The organism is Anatilimnocola aggregata (assembly GCF_007747655.1).
Classification (GTDB): Bacteria; Planctomycetota; Planctomycetia; order Pirellulales; family Pirellulaceae; genus Anatilimnocola; species Anatilimnocola aggregata.
In genome coordinates, this window is sequence record NZ_CP036274.1 from 287,784 (window position 1) to 307,214 (window position 19,431).

At 58.1% G+C, this 19,431-nt stretch carries 14 protein-coding genes; 7 read left to right on the plus strand and 7 right to left on the minus strand.

Features of this window, described 5'->3' with window-relative positions; all coding sequences use genetic code 11:
- Positions 1–95 precede the first annotated feature (95 nt).
- The 3 genes from clpB (at position 96) to ETAA8_RS35765 (ending at position 3,556) form a co-directional block, all read left to right on the plus strand.
- Positions 96–2,756 (plus strand): ATP-dependent chaperone ClpB, encoded by a 2,661-nt coding sequence (clpB, locus tag ETAA8_RS00960; RefSeq protein ID WP_145083560.1) that lies wholly within the window; start codon positions 96–98, stop codon positions 2,754–2,756.
- A 148-nt stretch (positions 2,757–2,904) separates the two neighbouring features.
- The gene (locus ETAA8_RS00965) at positions 2,905–3,138 is read left to right on the plus strand and encodes an antitoxin (RefSeq protein WP_145083563.1); all 234 of its coding nucleotides are present in this window, start codon (positions 2,905–2,907) and stop codon (positions 3,136–3,138) included.
- A gap of 10 nt (positions 3,139–3,148) precedes the next feature.
- Positions 3,149–3,556 (plus strand): type II toxin-antitoxin system VapC family toxin, encoded by a 408-nt coding sequence (locus tag ETAA8_RS35765; protein ID WP_145083566.1) that lies wholly within the window; start codon positions 3,149–3,151, stop codon positions 3,554–3,556.
- A gap of 29 nt (positions 3,557–3,585) precedes the next feature.
- Here ETAA8_RS35765 and ETAA8_RS00975 read toward each other — a convergent pair whose 3' ends face one another.
- A complete protein-coding gene (locus ETAA8_RS00975) occupies positions 3,586–5,415 on the minus strand; it encodes a S8 family serine peptidase (protein WP_145083568.1) in 1,830 nt (609 codons plus the stop codon).
- Between the two features lie 110 nt (positions 5,416–5,525).
- The gene (gene fliW, locus ETAA8_RS00980) at positions 5,526–5,969 is read right to left on the minus strand and encodes a flagellar assembly protein FliW (protein WP_145083571.1); all 444 of its coding nucleotides are present in this window, start codon (positions 5,967–5,969) and stop codon (positions 5,526–5,528) included.
- A 623-nt stretch (positions 5,970–6,592) separates the two neighbouring features.
- Here fliW and ETAA8_RS00985 point away from each other — a divergent pair.
- Positions 6,593–6,886: a hypothetical protein gene (locus ETAA8_RS00985; RefSeq protein ID WP_145083574.1), complete on the plus strand. Its 294-nt coding sequence runs from the start codon at positions 6,593–6,595 to the stop codon at positions 6,884–6,886.
- Between the two features lie 341 nt (positions 6,887–7,227).
- Entirely contained in the window at positions 7,228–9,663 is a 2,436-nt protein-coding gene (locus tag ETAA8_RS00990; RefSeq protein ID WP_145083577.1) for a VIT domain-containing protein, read from the plus strand.
- A gap of 114 nt (positions 9,664–9,777) precedes the next feature.
- On the opposite strand, the gene ETAA8_RS00995 is transcribed toward ETAA8_RS00990, so the two are convergent.
- Entirely contained in the window at positions 9,778–10,287 is a 510-nt protein-coding gene (locus tag ETAA8_RS00995; protein ID WP_145083580.1) for a hypothetical protein, read from the minus strand.
- A gap of 319 nt (positions 10,288–10,606) precedes the next feature.
- On the opposite strand from ETAA8_RS00995, the gene ETAA8_RS01000 reads away from it, so the two are divergent.
- Positions 10,607–12,046 (plus strand): hypothetical protein, encoded by a 1,440-nt coding sequence (locus ETAA8_RS01000; RefSeq protein WP_145083583.1) that lies wholly within the window; start codon positions 10,607–10,609, stop codon positions 12,044–12,046.
- On the opposite strand, the gene ETAA8_RS01005 is transcribed toward ETAA8_RS01000, so the two are convergent.
- The 3 genes from ETAA8_RS01005 to ETAA8_RS01015 all read right to left on the minus strand — a co-directional run bounded on the left by ETAA8_RS01005 (position 12,043) and on the right by ETAA8_RS01015 (position 15,749).
- Positions 12,043–12,537, minus strand: a complete 495-nt coding sequence (locus ETAA8_RS01005) for a cell division protein FtsH (protein ID WP_145083586.1) — start codon at positions 12,535–12,537, stop codon at positions 12,043–12,045. The two genes, ETAA8_RS01000 and ETAA8_RS01005, sit on opposite strands and share 4 nt — an antisense overlap.
- Before the next feature lie 28 nt (positions 12,538–12,565).
- Entirely contained in the window at positions 12,566–14,869 is a 2,304-nt protein-coding gene (locus tag ETAA8_RS01010) for a hypothetical protein (RefSeq protein ID WP_145083589.1), read from the minus strand.
- Between the two features lie 70 nt (positions 14,870–14,939).
- Positions 14,940–15,749, minus strand: a complete 810-nt coding sequence (locus tag ETAA8_RS01015) for a hypothetical protein (protein ID WP_145083592.1) — start codon at positions 15,747–15,749, stop codon at positions 14,940–14,942.
- A gap of 198 nt (positions 15,750–15,947) precedes the next feature.
- Here ETAA8_RS01015 and ETAA8_RS01020 point away from each other — a divergent pair, with 198 nt between their 5' ends.
- Positions 15,948–17,591 carry a sulfatase family protein gene (locus tag ETAA8_RS01020; protein WP_145083595.1) on the plus strand — a complete coding sequence of 548 codons (1,644 nt, stop codon included), beginning with the start codon at positions 15,948–15,950 and terminating at the stop codon, positions 17,589–17,591.
- Here ETAA8_RS01020 and ETAA8_RS01025 read toward each other — a convergent pair.
- Positions 17,588–19,345, minus strand: coding sequence for a carbon starvation CstA family protein (locus tag ETAA8_RS01025; protein ID WP_145083598.1), 1,758 nt, complete (start codon positions 19,343–19,345; stop codon positions 17,588–17,590). The genes ETAA8_RS01020 and ETAA8_RS01025 overlap by 4 nt on opposite strands.
- Positions 19,346–19,431: the final 86 nt, after the last annotated feature.

Genomic DNA, 19,431 nt, shown 5'->3' on the forward strand with positions numbered 1-19,431 from the left:
GGAACGGAGTTTGCGTTAGGAGGTGCTTGGCGCGAGAATCTGTCATTCTCGACGCACTTGTCTCCCGCTCCTGCCTTCTCTCTTCAAAAAACTATATGCCCTTCCGCTTCGACAAACTGACCATCAAAGCCCAAGAAGCCGTCGCTGGTGCCCAAAACCTGGCGGCTGAACGGGGCAACCCGGAAATCGACTCTCTCCACTTACTAAGCACCATGCTGACTGAGCGCGAGGGGCTCGTGCGCCCGCTGCTGGAGAAGATTGGCGTCAATTTGGGGCAGCTATCGAAGCAAGTGAATAACGAGCTCGACCGCCTGCCGAAGGCCCAAGGTGGCTCACAACCGAACCCAAACCGCGCGCTGGGGCAAATTCTGGAAGGGGCAGCCAAAGAAGCCCAGCAAATGCAGGACGAGTTCGTTTCAGTCGAGCATCTGCTGCTCTCGCTGACGAAGAACGACTCGACCGCCCGTAACCTGCTGCAGGTCAATGGCGTGCGCGATAAGGACGTGCTGAGCGCGCTGAAAGATGTGCGTGGCAGTGGCCGCGTGACCGATCAGCACCCCGAAGATAAATTCCAGGCGCTGAAAAAGTACGGTATCGACCTGGTCGAGAAAGCCCAGGCGGGCAAGCTCGACCCGGTGATTGGTCGCGACAACGAAATCCGCCGCGTGATTCAAGTTCTCTCGCGCCGCAGCAAGAACAACCCTGTGCTCATTGGGGAACCGGGCGTGGGCAAGACCGCCATTGCCGAAGGTCTGGCGCAGCGCATCGTGCAGGGGGATGTGCCACAAAGTTTGAAGAATCGCCGGGTTATCGCCCTCGATCTGGGCCAACTGATTGCCGGGGCCAAGTTCCGCGGCGAATTCGAAGAACGGCTGAAAGCGGTTCTGCGCGAAGTGCAGGAGAGCGCCGGCCAGGTGATTCTGTTTATCGACGAACTCCATACCGTCATCGGTGCCGGCGCTGCTGAAGGTGCTGCCGACGCAGCGAACCTGCTCAAGCCGGCGCTCGCGCGCGGCGAGCTGCGCTGCATTGGCGCGACGACACTCGACGAATATCGCAAGCACGTAGAAAAAGACGCGGCGCTCGAGCGGCGCTTTCAGCCGGTGTATATCGGCGAGCCATCGGTCGAAGACACCATCAGCATTCTCCGCGGGCTGAAGCCGCGATATGAGGCGCATCACGGCGTGAAGATCAAAGACGGCGCGCTCATCGCCGCTGCGAAGCTGTCGCAGCGCTACATCACCGAGCGGTTCTTGCCCGACAAGGCCATCGACCTGATCGACGAAGCGGCGAGCAAGTTGGCCATTGAGCTCGACAGCGTGCCGACCGAAATCGACGAAGTGCAGCGCCGCCAACGGCAGTTGGAGATGGCCTCGCGCCAATTGGCCGAAGAGAACGAAGATGCTGCGCAAGAACAACGGGCCGAAATCGAAGCTGAGATGACGGAAGTCAAACGGAAGCTTGCCAGCCTGCGCGAACAGTGGGAAGCCGAGAAGCTGAGCGTGTCGGACGTGCAAAACGTCCGCAAAGAGCTGGAGAAAGCGCAATTTGAATACAGCCAGCTCGAAACGGCCATTAAAGAAAAACAGTCGGCCGGCGTCGTTCCCAGCGAAAGCGATTTCCAGAAGCTGATGCAGTTGCATAAGCAGCGGGAAGTGCTGAGCAAGCAGGTCGAAGCCAAGGATGAGCGCGACGAAGCCCAAGCGGCTGAAGCGCCCGAGAAAACCGGCAAGAAGGCCGATCGCCGCCTGCTGCGCCGCGAAGTGACCGAGGACGAAATCGCCGAGGTCGTGAGCGCGTGGACGGGCATTCCGGTCAGCCGCATGCTCGAAACGGAGCGGGCCAAGTTGCTCGTCATGGAAGAGCGCCTGCATCAACGGGTCATTGGCCAGGAAGAGGCTGTGATCGCCGTCTCGAATGCCGTGCGTCGCAGTCGCAGTGGGCTGCAGGATCCGAATCGCCCCATCGGCTCGTTCATTTTCCTCGGGCCCACGGGGGTCGGCAAAACCGAGCTCTGCAAAGCACTCGCCGAAGTGATGTTCGACGACGAGAGCGCGCTCGTGCGCGTCGATATGAGCGAGTTCACCGAGAAGCATAACGTCAGCCGCTTGATCGGCGCTCCGCCCGGATACGTCGGTTACGAAGAAGGGGGCAAACTGACGGAGTCGGTTCGTCGCCGCCCTTATTGCGTGGTGCTGCTCGACGAAATCGAAAAGGCCCACCGCGACGTGTTTAACGTGCTGCTGCAAGTGCTCGACGATGGCCGCCTGACCGATGGCCAGGGGCAGACCGTGGACTTTACGAACACGATCATCGTGATGACCAGCAATATCGGCAGCCAGCTGATACAAGAGATCGCCCGTGAGCATGGTTCGCTCGACGAAATGAAAGATGCGGTGAAGGAAGCGTTGCAAGCGAAGTTTGCGCCGGAGTTTCTCAACCGCATCGACGAAACGATTGTGTTCCACCCGCTCACGCGCGAGGATCTGACTCGGATCGTCGATATTCAACTCGACCGGCTGCGAAAGCAACTGGCTGCCCAGGAGATTACGCTCGAAATCACCGACGCTGCGAAAGAAGAACTGGCCCGCGAAGGCTTCGATCCTGTTTATGGCGCGCGCCCCTTGAAGCGAGCCATTCAACAGCGATTGCAGAACTCGCTCGCCACCGAATTGCTGCGCGGCAACATTCCCGAGAAGACCGGCGTGCGGATTGATTTTCGCGGAGATGAGTTTGTGTTTGAGCCGATACGCTAGGCAAGTTGGTCGTATCGCAGCCCGATGCCTTGCTTCGGGCCACATAGAGACGTGCTCATGCGAACCCGACCGAGCCTTTGAATAAGTTTCCGCTTAGTGGTTAGGACGGCAAGCGGCAGCTTATACTGAAGCGAGAATGGGGATCGCTATGAAGACCGCTGAAGTGATCGAGTTACAGGGGATGCAGGCCGTCAAGTTGCCCGAGGAATTTCGTTTTGACGGATCGAGCGTATCGATTCGCAGGGCGGGAGAAGCGGTAATTCTCGAGCCGATGAAGCCTGCAACTTGGCCTGCCAATTTTTTGGAATCCATTCATGTTGACGATCCGGCATTCGTCCGTCCTGAGCAAGGACAGACACCACCAGCCCCCAACTTGAGTTGACTTCGATCCCGTGCAGTATTTGCTCGACACCAATACGTGCATTGCGGCCATGCGGAATCATCCGCTGGTGGCGAGACGATTGCTGGCCCTGAACCCTGGCGACTGCGGGATATCGACCATCACTGCATATGAGTTATTCACTGGCGTCGAAAAGTGTGCGGATCCAACACAAGAGCGTCGTAAGGTAGAGCTATTTTTGCAGATGGTGAGCTTACTCCCATTTGACTCAATTGCGGCGGTAGAGGCAGCCCGAATCCGAGCAGCGCTTGAGAAGCTTGGACATACCATTGGACCTTACGATCTGTTGCTCGCAGGACACGCCTTGTCGTTGCGACTTATCCTGGCCACTAACAACACCGGGGAGTTTTTACGAGTCAGAGGATTGACTGTGGAAGATTGGCAATGCCCGGCACCTTAGCTCGCCCAATACTTTTCCACTAACTTCTCCTACGGCTTTAGCATCTTGGCGAGCGCCGCGCGTTGTTCGTCGGTCATTGGCTTGACGTCGATCTTCACGTTGGGGAGTTCTTTCTTCAGCTGTTCGACTTCGGCGTCAGCGATGTCAACGCGCTCGAGCGTGAGGAGCTTTAAGTTGGGGAGCCCTTTCAACTGAGCGAGCGCGGTACCCGACAGGCGTGCTTCGTCGAGCCAGAGACTCTCGAGTGAAGTGAGCTGTGCAATCACTTGGATGGTGTCGTCGGTCAAGCTCGGCGGGTTCGGTTGGCCGTTGTATTGCCGCAACCGCTGACCCAGTCGCAGCTCTTTCAGGTTTGTGAGCTTCAGCAGGTGCTGATTGCCCGCTTCGGTTTGAAACGTGTGCCAGGTGCGAAAGGCCTTCAGTTGCGTCAGTTTGCCGACCGCGGCCATCCCTTGATCGTTGAAGGGCGTACCAGCGATGGTCAACTTTTCGAGATTGGGCAACCCCGCCAACTGCACGAGTCCCGTGCCGACGAATTCCTTGCTCCCCCACGAAGGATGAAAGAAGCTCAGCGACTTCAGGCTCTTCATTTCTGCGAGCGGGCCGAAGCCAGCGTCGGTCACTTGCATGCCGTCGGTGCTCACGTCTTCCAGCTTGGTGAGCTTCTTCAAGAGCGGGAGGGTCTCGTTGTTCAAGCCTTTGCAGCTGCCATAGAGGGTGAGCTTTTTCAGCTCAGGTTGATTGGCAATAAGTTCAAACTCCGCAGCACCTAGCTTGGAGCAGTCTTTGAAGCTGATCTGCGATATCTGATCGCCAGCCTTCGTCACTTGGGCACCGAGGGCGGTCAGTTGTTGTTCGGCAGCTTCGTCGGCACCACACTCCGGCTTGGGGTCTGCTTTCGCGAAGACGTGTTCCACCGCAGCGAGCAGGTCGAGACGGCGGAAGGTGAGCTTCGTCGCCGGATCGTCCACTTCTTTGCCCGTCCGCTGCAGGATGGCGAGCATGGCAGCAGGCAGATTCTCACCGTCTGGCTTCCAGTCGTACTTAGCCTTCTCGATCGCTTCGCGGAGGATCATCACACTGCCGCAGCAGATTGCGTTCGAGGAACTGGTGGCCGCGGCGGGGACAACAAGATCGACCTTGGCATGACGATCTAAGTAAACTTTGTCTTCGGCCACGCGAACCGCACCGATGGCGAAGCAGTTGGGCTGCGAAGCGGGCCACGAGATGCCGTTGGTGAAGTTATGGTTGCCGGTCGGAGCACTCACCCAAACGCCAGCCGCACGGAGTTTGGCCAGCTTGTCGTCGATGTCGGTGGCGACTGGTTCGGCATGGGCCAGGTCATCGACGGGGGCGAGATTCACCGTGGTGATGTTGTACTTGGCATGATTTTCGAGCACCCATTGCAGCGCCTTGGCCAGCGATGCGCCGTCGGCCACTTTGCAATGGCAGCATTCCAGCCCACGAATGACAGCCAGTTGATTGTTAAATGCCACGCCACGCTTACCGTCGTAGTTTACCGACGACGGAATGCCAATCGTCGAGCCGTGATAGCCGCGCCCTTCGTGCTGCGGGTTGTCGTCGCCGTCGACACTGTCGTAAGTGACCAGCACCTTGGGCACTCCATCGGTCTTGGCTTGCCACTGCGGCATCGCCAGTTTGCAGCCGTCATCGACCAGAGCCAAAGTCTGTCCCTTGCCGAACGTCAGCTGGCCATCGTATTTCTGCCAGACGTCGAGAATTCGCGTGGTCGCGAACTCCTTCGGGTTCGTCGGTTCAGCTGCGAACATAGACAGCGGCAGCAGCATGCAGGCCGAAACGGCGAAGCCACGAGAGACAGACCACCAGGCAGTGCGCATCAGAAAATTCCCGCGAGTGTGCTATCCGAACGGATGAAGCAGTTCGCAGGTAGTTTCACTCACCCGAGTGCGCTCGGCAAGTTGGTGGCTCAGAAGAGTGGAGCGTTTCGCTAGGCTGATTTTCGCAGCAAGCTATGCATGGGCTGACCGATGGCAAGCGCTACGGGCTGCTCGTCGGTGGTGATTACCTGGCGGCCGAGGCGACGGTCGAGATTCACGACCAGCGGCGCTTTCAGATTCACCGTCAGTGACGGCCCGTCTTTGCTGACAATCGACAGCACAAACGCCTGGTCGAACTGCGCCAGTTCCAGCGGCTGCAGTTGGGTGCGAGCGACCCGCACTTGATAGCCGGCCACAAACCGTCGCGGACTGACCACGGGCAGGGCCACTTCGGTGCGCGAGACACACTGCAACCAACCGAGCGAGTCGTTCTCGCCGTCGCTCAGCAGCACCCAGTGCCGGCAGTCCTCAAAGGCAATCAGCCCGTGAGGAAACAGCAGAATATCGTCTGCCTCGAGGTGTACCGTACCGAAGCGAGTCGTCTGGATTTGCATGGCAGCTACGCGCCTGTACAGGCCCATCGAGAAAAGAACCAGCTATCACAGCCATGACATCTGTGCTGGCAGTGCGAGCCTAGTGTCATCCTTCGTATCATCGGCAGAAAGCAATCTTCAAAGCCAGAAAAATCGGTAGTTCTGGCGGCGGATGATGCGAGCGAACAGAGTTTTAGAAGAAAGCTACCTCGTCAGATTCGCAACTAATGCCGTGAGGCAGAAAAATGCCGTACACCTTTTTTTGCCCGTTTACAGTTACGACCAACTGGGCTTTGCTAGGAGCTGTGTTCTGCGGAGATTGTAGAACAAGAGTAGTGCGGCTAATTTGCCCTATCTGAAACCTCTGCCCATTCACAATTAGCTTGCCAGCAATATTGAGCTGAGGAACGTTCAAGTCCGAGCACTCCATGATCCGCCTTGATTTGCAACGACGAGCTTATTTATACGCTAGACGCACCAAAATTTCAATTCCTGATCCGTTCCCGTTCGACGGAGGCGATGACGGTTCTGTCTGGTACTCGAATCGCAAAAGCATCGTTAAGTCGTTTCTTCGGGCAGACAATTATGCTCACGAGAAGGAGTGTTATCAGCGCATAAATGAATCGGGTTTCGGGAAGAAGATCTTGGAATTCAACGTGCCCGAGTTCTTGGGACATAGCGACCAACTCCGCGTAATCGAGATGGGAGTCGTTTTTCCGCCGTACCTTCTCGACTTCGGCAAGGCATACCTTAACGACCCTGAATGGCCGGAGCATGTCCTGCAAGAGTGGCACGAGCGAATGGAGGACTGGTGGGGAGAGGACGTAAGACGAGTGCGGTTGGCGTTAGCGGCACTTCGGAAATGCGGCATCTGGTACTACGACGCAAAACCCGGGAACATCATGCTCTCCGATTGGGATCCGCAGATCGATGATTGAGTGCCTCTCTCGTAACAACCGCGTCACGAAGATTGCATTCCGCTGGGAATGCGTGAAACTGAGGGTGGGGTTCGTTCGTCTAGTTCGTAGGGCCACTGTCGTTGGCAAGCGAACGTGCGCAAGCCGCTAAAGGGGGGTGTTGATAAATGGGCCGGGTTTATCAACAGCAAAACGCGTGGCGCACGGGTTTAGCGCTAGGTAGTGTTGATGAATTGCGGTGATTTATCAACAAAGAGGATCTTTGTGACGGCGGAGTCGAGTTGGGCAAAGACACAGCAGTCGATTGAAGGGCCAGCGGCTCGGCAGGAGCCTCGCCCTCCCAAATTGGATGGAGCAGGATTATGAAACGGGCGTTGTCAGCAGCGGGTTGGATGTTCTTTCTGGCGGTCATTGCCGCTTACTCCACAGCTTGGGGCCCGGCGGCCTCAGCCCAAGGGGTGCTGATCATCATCGATCATCCTCACCCGGTGCCGCTGCCACGACCGATTCCGCCCTGGCCTCATCCCCGCCCCACTCCGCCGACACCAGCCATTTCGTACAAGATCAAAGAGCTGTCGTACCAGGCCAAGATCAAGGACCAGATTGCCCAGGTGCAGGTCTCGCAGACTTTCGTGAACACTGGCAGCCAGATCGCTCAGGTGCAGTTCGTCTTTCCGCTGCCGTACGAAGGGGCCATCGACCGGATGACCTTCATGGTCGACGGCAAAGAGTACGACGCTAAGTTGCTCGAAGCGAAGAAGGCCCGCGAAATCTACGAGGGCTACGTGCGGCGCAATCAAGACCCAGCTCTGCTGGAGTGGGTTGGCACCGGCATGTTCCAGACGAGTGTCTTTCCGGTACCTCCCGGGGCAGAACGGAAGGTCACACTCAAGTTCAGTCAGTTGCTGCGGAAAGATCATCAGCTAACCGACTTCTTGTTGCCCCTTTCGACAGCCAAGTACACCAGCAGTCCGGTGGAGAAGGTCTCGATCGAAGCGAGCATCGAAACAACCGCAGAGATCAAGAGCGTCTATAGCCCAACTTATCCCATCGAAGTAAAACGGCCGGATAGCAAGCACGCGATTGTTAAGTACGAAGCGACGAACGTCGTTCCCGCGACCGACTTCCGTCTGTTCTTCGATACCAACGATGGCAAATTGGGCGCGAGCCTGATTAGCTATCGTCCCGAGTCGAGCGAGGAGGGCTTCTTTCTGATGCTCGCCAGTCCGGAGATCAAGGCTGACAATGCCGACCGGCCAGCGAAGACGGTGATCATCGTCGCCGATCGCTCGGGGAGCATGAGCGGTAAGAAGATCGAGCAGGCGAAGGAAGCAATCAAGTTCGTCCTCAACAATCTGCGCAAGGGGGACACGTTCAACATCGTCGCTTACGACTCTGCCGTCGAATCGTTCAAACCCGAGCTGCAAAAGTTCGATGATGAAACGCGGAAGCAAGCGCTGGGATTTGTCGAGGGCTTGTATGCTGGCGGCAGCACGAATATCGATGGCGCGCTGACCACGGCGCTCGGCATGATTAAGGACGACACGCGTCCCAACTATGTCCTCTTCCTTACCGATGGTCTGCCGACCGCGGGTGAAACGAACGAAGGGAAGATTGTTGCCAACGCCAAGAACAACAACAAGATTCGGACCCGCATGATTAACTTTGGCGTGGGGTACGACGTGAACAGCCGGCTCCTCGATCGCCTGAGCCGCGATAACTTCGGCCAGAGCGAGTACGTGCGGCCGAACGAAGACATCGAAGCGCACGTCAGCCGGCTGTACAGCAAAATGAGCTCGCCCATGCTGACAGGCGTGAAGGTGAAGATTGAAGTTGATGCCGCTTCCGTTGAATCGGGCCCGGCGATCAATCGCGTTTATCCCAAAGAAGTTTATGACCTCTTTGCTGGCGAACAGCTGGTGATGGTTGGCCGTTACAAGAAGCCGGGCGAAGCTAAGGTCGCCATCAGCGGCAAGATTGGCGGCGACGAGAAGAAGTACGACTTCCCCGCGACACTCGTGGAAAAGAGCAATGACCAGACTTACGCGTTTGTCGAAAAGTTGTGGGCTTTGCGGCGCGTTGGCGAGATTATCGATGAGATCGATCTGAAGGGAAAGAACGACGAACTGGTAAAAGAGCTGATCTCGCTCGCCACCAAACACGGCATTCTCACACCTTACACTTCGTTCCTAGCTGACGACCTGGCTCGGCCGGGTCAACTGTCCGACGCCCGCGAGAATCTGGAACAGACGCGCCGCCTGGTCGATCGCCTGGGCGAAGCCGAAGGGCTCTCGGGCGTTGCCCAACGTGCCGAGAAGAAGTCGTTGCAAGAAGCGAAAACCGCTGGCAATACCACGCGCTCGTATGCGATGTCGCCGCGCGGCGAAGCTGCCTCTGGACCTGCTGCACCATTGGTTACCGGCCGCCCTGCAGCCGCAAAGCAAGATTACGCAGGGGGTGGTGCTGGCGCAGGCTTTGGCAATGCGGCTCCGCAGGCAGGCCTGGCCCAGAACAAATTCCGCGACATCGATAGCGATAAGGAAATTGCCGCCGACGCCGTGCAGAATGTCGGCAGCCAAACGCTCTATCGCCGCGGCAAGTTGTGGATTGCCGCCAATGCCCAAACGGTCGATCCCGAGAAGGACCAAGCCAAGATCAAGAAGATCAAACGCTTCAGCGACGAGTACTTCGCCCTGGTGAAGGCCAACACCGCGGACGAGAACGCCGTCCTGGCGACCCAACAAAACGACGAGCAACTCCTGGTCACCTTGCGCGGCCAGACGTATCAAATCGAGTAGCCAGAGACGGGCAGTAACTGCTTGCCCTGGCCATTTGATGCAAACACGAAAAAACCCCGGATGTTGGTCCGGGGTTAGGTCAACCTCAGTGTTAGCGAGGCAGTTCGTTGGGCGTTAGGGGTTTTGATCGTTGGCGTTGGGGTTGGTCGACCGCAAGATGACCTGATTGTCGATCACAGTTCCATTTCGGCCATTTTGAATGCGGCGAACATTTGTGGTGGAGTGAGGCCGACCGAAACTGGTCCAGCTGGTGACCGTCGTTTCCATTTGATTGCCGAAGGCATCGCGGCTGATCGACGAGCTGCGGCGAAGGCTGCCAGGATCAACCTGGTTGCGGTTGGGGTCCATCGCACTGCGGTGAATGGTGTGGCCGTTGGTGTTCACAATCCAGCGGCCGGTGCGAGGATCAATTCGCATCGACCCGCCGTCGAAGCCTTGGTCGATGACTGGGTTGCGTTGGCGACCTCCAGGAACGAATCCACCAGGATTGAAACCGCGGTTCGAACCGATGTTGAAGTCGCCGATGCGGATGAACCAATCGGGCGATTGGGCCTGGGCTTCGACAGCGACCAGCGACAGAGCGAGCAGGGCAGCAGCGGCGAGCGAGAAAGTAACAGTCTTCATGGCATGAGTCCTTCAAAGCTGAGGTTTTTTGGTGTGTCAGAGCGACAACCGCTGTGACACCCTTAGCCCGCAAACTTCCCCGTTTGCCCGCCACACTTACCCACAAGATTCCCAAAAAATCTTGGCGAGCCGCCTTCCGTCCCTTCCGTCAGCCCTCAACGACCACCAGCTCGCAGCGGTTTCTGCATTGCATTGCTGGGCGATCTAAGTTAATTACCCGACCCTCGTCGCCGCACTCCTTGCCCTGGCAAGTTGCGGGCAGCTGAAGCCGGGCTAATCGCTTCCGCTGTTGGAAATCTCCTCCAATGTGAGTCCTCGTATGCAATCGCGTCAGCGCCAGCAGTTTCGTTCGAACTTCCGTTCTCTTCTCGCCGTCGAAGCCCTCGAACAGCGTGCGATGATGGCTGGCAACGTGACAGCCACCGTTGCCAAGGGAGTGCTCGTCATTCGCGGTGATGATGCAGCCAACGAGATCATCGTTGGCAAAGGGCCGACAGCGAACAGCTTCACGATCACGCCGGCCGCCGGCACGACGATCAACTCACTCACCCCGGCCCTTACGTTGACCGGCATCACCAAGCTCGATATTCGCCTCAACGGCGGCAACGATCGGCTGGGCATTGGCAATGACGTCGAGTTCGTGGCCGACATGTTGGCAGCGGTTGATTCCTACGGCGAAGAAGAGGAGCCCGAAGGCGGCCTGTTCGACTGGCTAGCGGGGGACGAAGAGGAATCGAGCTTCGATATCGAAGATCCAGATTTTAGTAGCGACGACTTAATCAACTTGCCCACGCGAATGACCGGCCGCACGTACATCGAACTGGGAGATGGCGACGACACGCTGGTGATGACGATGCGCACCGTCGACACCATTCAAATCGAGGGTGGCAAAGGAAACGACTTCATCCTGAGCGTGCTCACCAATGCGACTCACCTGGTCATCAACACCGATCCTCGCAAGGGAGCAGGAATGGGTGACGATATCGCCGCCGTCGTGCTCAACACAGTGCGCGGCGATTTGGCAATTACCACCGGCGCTGAAGACGACGGCGTCGTCGTGCTGGGGACCACGGTCGGCAATCTGGGAGTGGGGACCGGAGGCGTGATCTCGGGCGAAATCACCGACAACGACTTTGTCATGTTCGCCGACGTTTCTGCAACCGATAACATCGGCATTCTCACCGAAGCAGGCGACGACGGCGTGCTCGTCCAATTTATCACCGGCGATAATCTCCGCATCAACACCGGATCTGGCGACGACCAGGTCGAAATCACCGGCGCGGCCCTTGTCGCGCTGGCCATCGATACTGCGGCTGGCGAAGACTCGGTCTCGCTCAACAGTGGTGAAGATGGCCTGGCGTCGTTTGTGGTCCGTCGCAACTTGCAACTCTATACGGGTGCCGATGACGACGAAGTCGAAATCGATGGTGGCCTGCTGAATCTGCTCGTGGGCGGGGTGCTCGATATTCGCACTGGCCAAGGCGACGATCTGCTGACGCTGTATCGAGTGGTGGCCCGCACCGCCTCATTCGATGGTGATACTGGGAGTGACGAGTTCGATATCGATAGCCTGGATGTGGCCAATAACCTGACGATTGGCATGGGTGCCGGCAACGACATTCTCGCCGTGCGGAACCTGAGCGCTCGCAATGCTGTGATCTCGGGCGGGACTGGCAACGACGTGCTGCACGACCTGGGCTTGCACGACATCGCCTTCACTCCGAAATTGTTCGAAACGATCGACGACGGCGATATCTAGTCGAACTTCGCCGCTGCCTGTTCGAAAAGATGCTTCGCAGCACGCCCGCTGATGGTCGTGCTGCGCAGGAGTTCATCGGCAATGAGCTTGGTCGCCAACCAAACGGCCGGATCGTCGAGCAGATGCTCGACCTTGTCGAGCATTCGCCGCTCCAGCCGTTCGATTTGCTTTTGACTGCCGGCACGTTGCGTCGTCAGCGAGCGGACGTAGCGCAGATCCTGCTGCGCACCACCCCAGGCATAGGTGCCGGTAAAGCGTGCTTCTGCCGCCACGCCACCCAAGAAGATGAGAATCTCGGTTTCGACCGGGTCGTGCGTTTGCTTCGCCTTCCCTTTCTTCAATTCGCACGCGCCCAAACGTAGTTGATTGGGCAAGATGCTCACCCGCTGCACCAATCGGCCGAGCGCGAGGGCAATCACCGCATGCCCCGCTTCGTGATAGGCGGTCGCCAGGCTGGGCGCGGGAAGTTCTGGCTTGGCTGGTTCGGTCATGAATGAAACCGCGTTGGACGGAGAAACGCTATTTCAGTTCTTCATCGCCGAACAAATCGATCGAATCAACTTCAGTTAAGAGCGTGATTGGAACTTGCTCCGCTTCGAGCAGTTGCGGACCCTGCGGAAGCAGCCTTAGGAACTCACGATGTTTTTGAAAGATCTCTTCCTGTTCGGCCAGGCTCTTGCCGGTGCAGTCGCGGGCAGTCTCTTGGACTTCCCGAATCGCTTTTAGCACCAGCTGTTGAGCTTCTGCGACCTTCCCTTGCCGGAGCCAAATCGAGGCCAACATATCGGTGGCGTCGCTCCAACTGGCGCGATCGTTGGCGTGCAACTTGAGCAACAGCGACTCCGCCAGCGCGAGATCGCCACCTGCTTGGGCCGCAGCACCTAAGCTGCTATAGCCCAAGTTGTGCGGCCAATGCGGCTCGAACGTGCGCACGACTTCCAGCAACTCGTTGCGGCGTCCCAACTCTTTAAGTGCCGCGATCGCGAGGAGCGCTGCCTCGCCGAGGGGAGAAAAAGTATCGAACATCTCGCTCTGCATTTCTGCGGGCAGACGTTGAACTGCGGCGAGCAATTGTTGATACGCGGCGAGAGTAACCTCCGGCTTGTCGCGCGCGGTCGTCTCGACGATCGCTTCGACATACCGTTCGAACTTCCCCTTCAGCAGGCTATTGCCACCGAGCAACTTCTCCGCCTCCGCGAGATTAGCCGCTTGCTGCAAATAGCCTTCATAGGTGGCGATGAAGTCCGCCGCACTCGGTTTGTTACTCTCCGGCCGTAAGTACGCGCTACGATCGACAGCCTCGCGAAAGCCAAGCAGTTCGCGTCCGACGTGGACTTTCAACACCTGCCCCGTTCGTTCTCCCGCTGGCATTTCGGCCGCTGCGTAAAAGCGACTCCGCGGGCCATCGAGCACTACCCAGCCCGGTTCACCCGCGCGCTGGGCCGTCGCAATGCCCACGAGCGCCTGCGGATAGTTCAAGCTGGATGCCGGTTCGACAACCGTTTCGAGCACCACTTCACTTAAGTCGCTCCCCGCGTACTGCCGCAGCAGGTGATCGTACTCGTGTGAATTCGGCGGCAGCTCTAGTTCCGAGATCAACTCTTGCGTCGTCAACTCCCAGTAACAATGAATTGCGTAGCAGTCCTCGGGCGACCGCTGATTCAGCTGATAGGTGAAGAGGCAAAACGTCACACTGCCGACCATTCCCACGTCGACATGGTCTTCTGCGAGGCCCGTTCGATCGAGCTTGCGAAAGCGAAATAGCCAGACTGGACAGATATCGCGAGCCGGCGGCCAGGCTAATTCACGATGGTCGACCAGTTCGAGTTCGTCCGGTGCTTCACCCAATTCGCAAGGATGAGCCAGCCAGCGCGCGAACTCTGCTTGCGCGCGAAAGGTCGGATCCTGGCACTCCGGCGGAATTGCATCTTCGCGATCAAGTTCCTTCAAGTAGTGGCAGGCGACATCGGAGTGGTTGATATCAAGGCAATAACGGGCCAACTGTTGAATGCCCGCTTCGCGCCCCACCTTCGCCGCAACCCACGCTCCTTCTAGCTGCACATTGTCGCTGGCATGATCGAGCGCTAGAGCTAGCAGGCCGTCGCGATCCGAGTGATCGAGAAAAGGCAGTGCAGCAGCCGCGCTCACCGCGTAACTGGCATGCTCAGGATCAGGGTCCGTCAGCCAGCCCTCCAGCCGAGAAATGCCAGCCGGCGAATCGAAGGGATGGATAAAATCTCCACCACTTAACCGTGCGCTGTTGGCCGCATCGAGCAGCGAGACCGCTAGAAACTTCGTGGGCAGCGGATCGGCCAGGGCTGCGAACAGCCGCTCGGCCTGTGGATGCCCTTCGCGACCATAGTTGCCGAGAATGACCGACCACATGTAGTCGTCAGCATCAAGCTCCTGCAGCGCGGCACGAATGACGGTGTCGGTCCCTTCATCGGTGCCGTACATGGCCAGAATCTTGAGAGCGAAGAGCAGATCGTCGCGCTCGAAGAGTTGCCGATCAGCTAGACCAGCTTCTACCACCGAGATTAGCGCCGGCAAGGCCGACTCCATGATTGGCGGGAAGGCTGCGCACTCGGCATCTTCCACGTCTTGCAGCAGGCCGGTCAGAGGCCGCAACCAGGCTGCATGAGTGCGCGGCGACTCGTCAAGCAGCGCGAGCGCCGCTGCGATCGCTTCGCCATCCCCCTGCGCAGAGACTGTGTATTCGCCCAGCTTGTCAATCTCATCAGCCAGTTTGCCATCGGGTTTCTGGCCCCGTTCGAGTGCGAGTTGCAGTGGCGTCTTGCGCGCAAACCAATCTTTCAGCCCCATGGCTCGTAGCTACCTCAACAAAAGCAAGTGGCGAACAACAATGCAGGTGCGGCTCAAGAGAAGGACGATCTTACTCGGTTTTGGGTTCGGCTTTCTTGTCCTCTTCCTTGGGTTCATCGTCGCCTTTGCCGGGCAGAAGTCGCTTCTTCGGTTCGCCGAGCGGTTTGGAACCAGTCACCGCGATCTGCGAAGCCAGACCCTGGCCAGCGGCCTTCTGCCCCATGGGATAGCGAGCGCGAATCTCGACCTTATCGCCAATCTGGGCATATTGCAGATGATTGACGTCGATGGCGACCTTGGCTTCTTTGTCGAGATCGGCCTTGATGGTCGTCCCGGCGCAGTTGATGGTCATTTCGCCCGTACGGCTGAGTTTGGTCACCTGCCCAGCGACCAGATACGTAGCGTCTTCGGTCACCTTACGCGGCGTCTTTTTTTCTTCTGGCTTGTTTTCGGTGAAGAGTTCGGCTTCTCCCTTCGAGAGACCTCCTTCGGGAATCACCCCCACACCGCGACCTTCGCGCACGGTGATCACCGTCAAGCTGGTAACTGGGTCAGCTGCCTGCCCCTTTTTGTTGACCTTGGCCTTGAATTCGACGAGCATGCCCGGCTTCACAAAGCTGGGATCGGCGGCGCCTTGAAAGACGATATCTTGCGGCCGCGCTTCGACCTGCACGATCCACTGTTCGCCACCTTCGGCGGCAACTTGCACCAGCCCGCCTTGCATCCCCTTGATCAAGCCGGACAGCTGGGCATTTTCCCACTGAATATTCGGCTGCTGGCCTTGTTGACGAAGCCGCTGCAGCTGTTGTTGCCACTGCTGTGGTGTTTGACTGAAAGTCGCGCCGCTTACCAAACCAACGATTACTAACGACCAACTCATCGCCCGTATCATGCGCCAACCCTTATGCTAAGCCCACTGTCCCGGAGAGCTTCACAATAACGCCCGCCGTTGGATTTCGCTAGAGAAACCCCCGGAATGCGCTGGTAGAGTTGGAGTTTGCGAACGGACAATCCGTCAATAATTGCGGCTTCTAGGCCATCTCAACCGGTCGAAATCTTTCTCTTGGAGGTGAAACGGATGAATCGCTGCTGGCTCCTCTCTGGTTTGCTCGTGCTCCTTGTTGGTAATTCGTTTGCCCACGCCGCTGACGCCAAGCGGCCGAACATTCTCTTCGCCTTTGCCGATGACTGGGGTCGCTATGCCAGCGCCTATGCCGCTGTCGATGGCCCCGGCACGCCCAACGACGTGGTGCGCACTCCGAACTTCGATCGCCTGGCGCGCGAAGGTGTCCTGTTTCGCCGGGCGTTTGTTTCTGCTCCCAGCTGCACGCCCTGTCGTAGCGCGCTCCTCTCGGGACAACACTTCTGGCGAACCGGGCGAGCTTCGATCTTGCGCGGCGCAATCTGGGACGGTTCGCAGCCCGCGTTTCCGCTCCTCTTGGGCGATGCTGGTTATCACCTGGGCGAAACCTACAAAGTTTGGAGCCCCGGCTCGCCCAATGATGCTCCCTATGGCAGTGGCAAGTTCGCCTACGAAAAGGCAGGGGGCCGCGTCAATCAGTTTTCGCAGAACGTGACCAAGATGGTCGCCAACGGCATGGCGCTCGAAGACGCCAAGCATGCGCTTTATGACGAAGTGACCAACAACTTCGATGCCTTCCTCGCCGCCCGCAAGCCCGACCAACCCTTCTGCTATTGGTTCGGCCCGACGAACGTTCATCGCAAATGGATCAAGGGCTCGGGCAAAAAACTTTGGGGAATCGAGCCCGAGTCACTCCAAGGCAAGTTGCCCGCCTTCCTGCCCGACGTTCCCGAAGTGCGCGAAGACTTTGCCGATTACCTGGGCGAAGCGCAGGCCTTCGATGCTTCGCTGGGTGCGCTGCTGAAGAAACTGGAAGCCACGGGCGAGCTCGACAATACCATCATCGTGATGAGTGGCGACCATGGTCCACCGGGCTTTCCGCATGGCAAGTGCAACCTCTACGATTTCGGTTCCAGTGTCTCGCTGGCCATCCGCTGGGGGAACGCCAAGTCGGGCCGCGTGGTCGACGACCTCGTCAGTCTCACCGATCTGGCGCCAACCTTCCTCGAAGCAGCTGGTCTGCCGATTCCCGAGCGGATGACGGGCCGCAGCTTGGTGAAGTTGCTGAAGTCGGAAAAATCTGGGCAAGTCGAACCTGAGCGAACGGCCGTTTTTATCGGTCGCGAGCGACACGTGGAAAGTGCCCGAGCCGATTACATGCCTTATCCACAACGGGCCATTCGCACGCCTGACTTCCTTTACATCATCAACTTCAAACCCGGTCGCTGGCCGCTGGGTGATCCCTATCGCCTCGATGGCGACAACGTTCCCACAGCGAGCGCGATTACCGAAGAGACTCGCGTCACTCTGCCCGATGAAGATGCGGGGCCCACCAAGGCCTGGCTCGTGGGGGTGCGTAACGAGCCTAAGTGGAAGGCCCACTACGAATGGGTTTATGGCAAACGCCCGCGCGAAGAGTTGTACGACCTGCGTCAAGATCCGCAACAGTTGAAGAACGTCGCAGCCGAAGCAGCCTATGCTTCGTCGCGAGCCAAGCTGGAGGAACAGCTGATGGGTGAACTTCAGCGCACGGGTGATCCGCGTTTGATCGACGATGGCAAGTTTTACGAAACGCCACCAATGGCGGGCCCGGTGAACGATCAGCCCACGGGCGGAAAAAAGAAGAACAAGAAATCTTAAACGGTTGCCGGCTTCGCCTCAAACTTCGGTTCTGGCTGCGGTGGATTACCCATCGTGGCCAGCACGCGAATTGCTTCGAACAGCATGATCGCGGCGAGAATCATCAGCACCACACCGGCCCAAGGAACTGGGTCGGTCGGCACGCTCCATTTGCCTTCGCTGTAGAACTTGGGAAGCGTCAGGACGATCAAGGCCCAAGTGCTCATGACATACATCCACACGGTCGGAATGCCGGTGACGATCCACACCCACCACGCGCGGCGTGTTCGCCACAACCAAACGGTAACGCCGAGCAGCGTGAGGGCGGCGAGTAACTGATTGCTTGCCCCGAACAGGTTCCAGAAGATTCGCCAGACGGGAATCGCGGCGTCGCTAGGATGCCGCAGCAAAAAGAAGAGTGGCGTTCCGGCGGTGAGCGCGGTGCCGATGAACATGCCGATTTTGTTGTGCATGCCCGTCAACTCTTGCAGAATGTAGCGCCCCAGCCGCGTGCAAACGTCGAGCGTGTCGTAGACGAACGTGGTGAACGCCATCAGCCCGAACGAAATGGCAAAGGTCACAAAGCCGGGATTCGTGCTGATGACTTGCATGAACTTGCCGATGCCGTGGGCATAGATCATGTTCGGCCCATTCTTCAGATTCAACTCCGGCGCACCTTGGGCAAACATCATCACGCAGCAGAGCGAAATGATGGCGACCATCGCTTCCATCAGCATGGCACCGTAGCCAATCGACTTGGCATCGGATTCGGTCTTCAACTGCTTGGAAGTAGTGCCCGAGGCGATGAGTGAATGAAACCCGCTGCAAGCTCCGCAAGCGATCATGATGAACAGCGCGGGAAAGAGCGTCGTGATTCCACTGCCGTTATCGACAGTAAAGCCGCGAAACGCCGGATACTGCGCGGTGGCTCCGCCAAAGCAGACGCCAATCGCACCGGCACCCAGCGCGGCATACAAAAAGTAACCACCCAAGTGGCCGCGCGGTTGCAGCAGCATCCACACCGGTACCATGCCGGCAATCAGGCAATACGCCAACAGCAACACGTCCCAAGCTTTGCGGGCGTCACCTTCGCTCAGGCTGAATTGCTTCCCTAAATCGAATGGCGCGAACTGACCGACCCAAATCGCTACGCCCACGAGCGGCACGAAGATCACCGTCGCCAGCCACATTGGCATCTTCAGGAACTTAACTAGTAGCCCCATGACGATGGGCAGAATCAGGTACAGCAGAGACGACGTAGCAATCGCCCCGCCACTCACACCACCCGCTTCGGCATTGGCCGCCGCAATGAACGACCCCGAAGTCACGTCGGTAAAGGCGACAATGATGTAGACCAGCGCGATCCAGATGAATGTCAAAAAGAGCGTGTACGAAAGTCCGCTCATGTGCTCTTTCACCACCATGGCGATGGACGTGGCCCGGTGACGAATCGAAGCCACCAGCGCCGCCATATCATGCACGCCGCCAATGAAGATCGATCCGATCAAAATCCAGATCAACGCCGGCAACCAGCCGAACGTCAGGCCGGCAACAATCGGCCCCACAATCGGGCCCGCAGCGGCAATCGCCGAAAAATGTTGCGGCAGCAGCGAACTGGCCGGCAGCGGTTCGAAGTCCAAGCCGTCATTCAATTCTTCGGCCGGCGTGATTCGCTTGGGATCCAGCTTGAATAGCCGCACCAGCAGCGAGCCGTACGTAAAGTACGCAATCGTCAGAATCACCGCCGAAGGAAGAACGATCCACAACAAATTCATGCCGCACCTACCGCCCGAAAAACGTCATAAGTCCCACCTTACAGGATAGAAGAGTGCGGCGTTTGAGGCTAGGGAGAAAGGGCAGG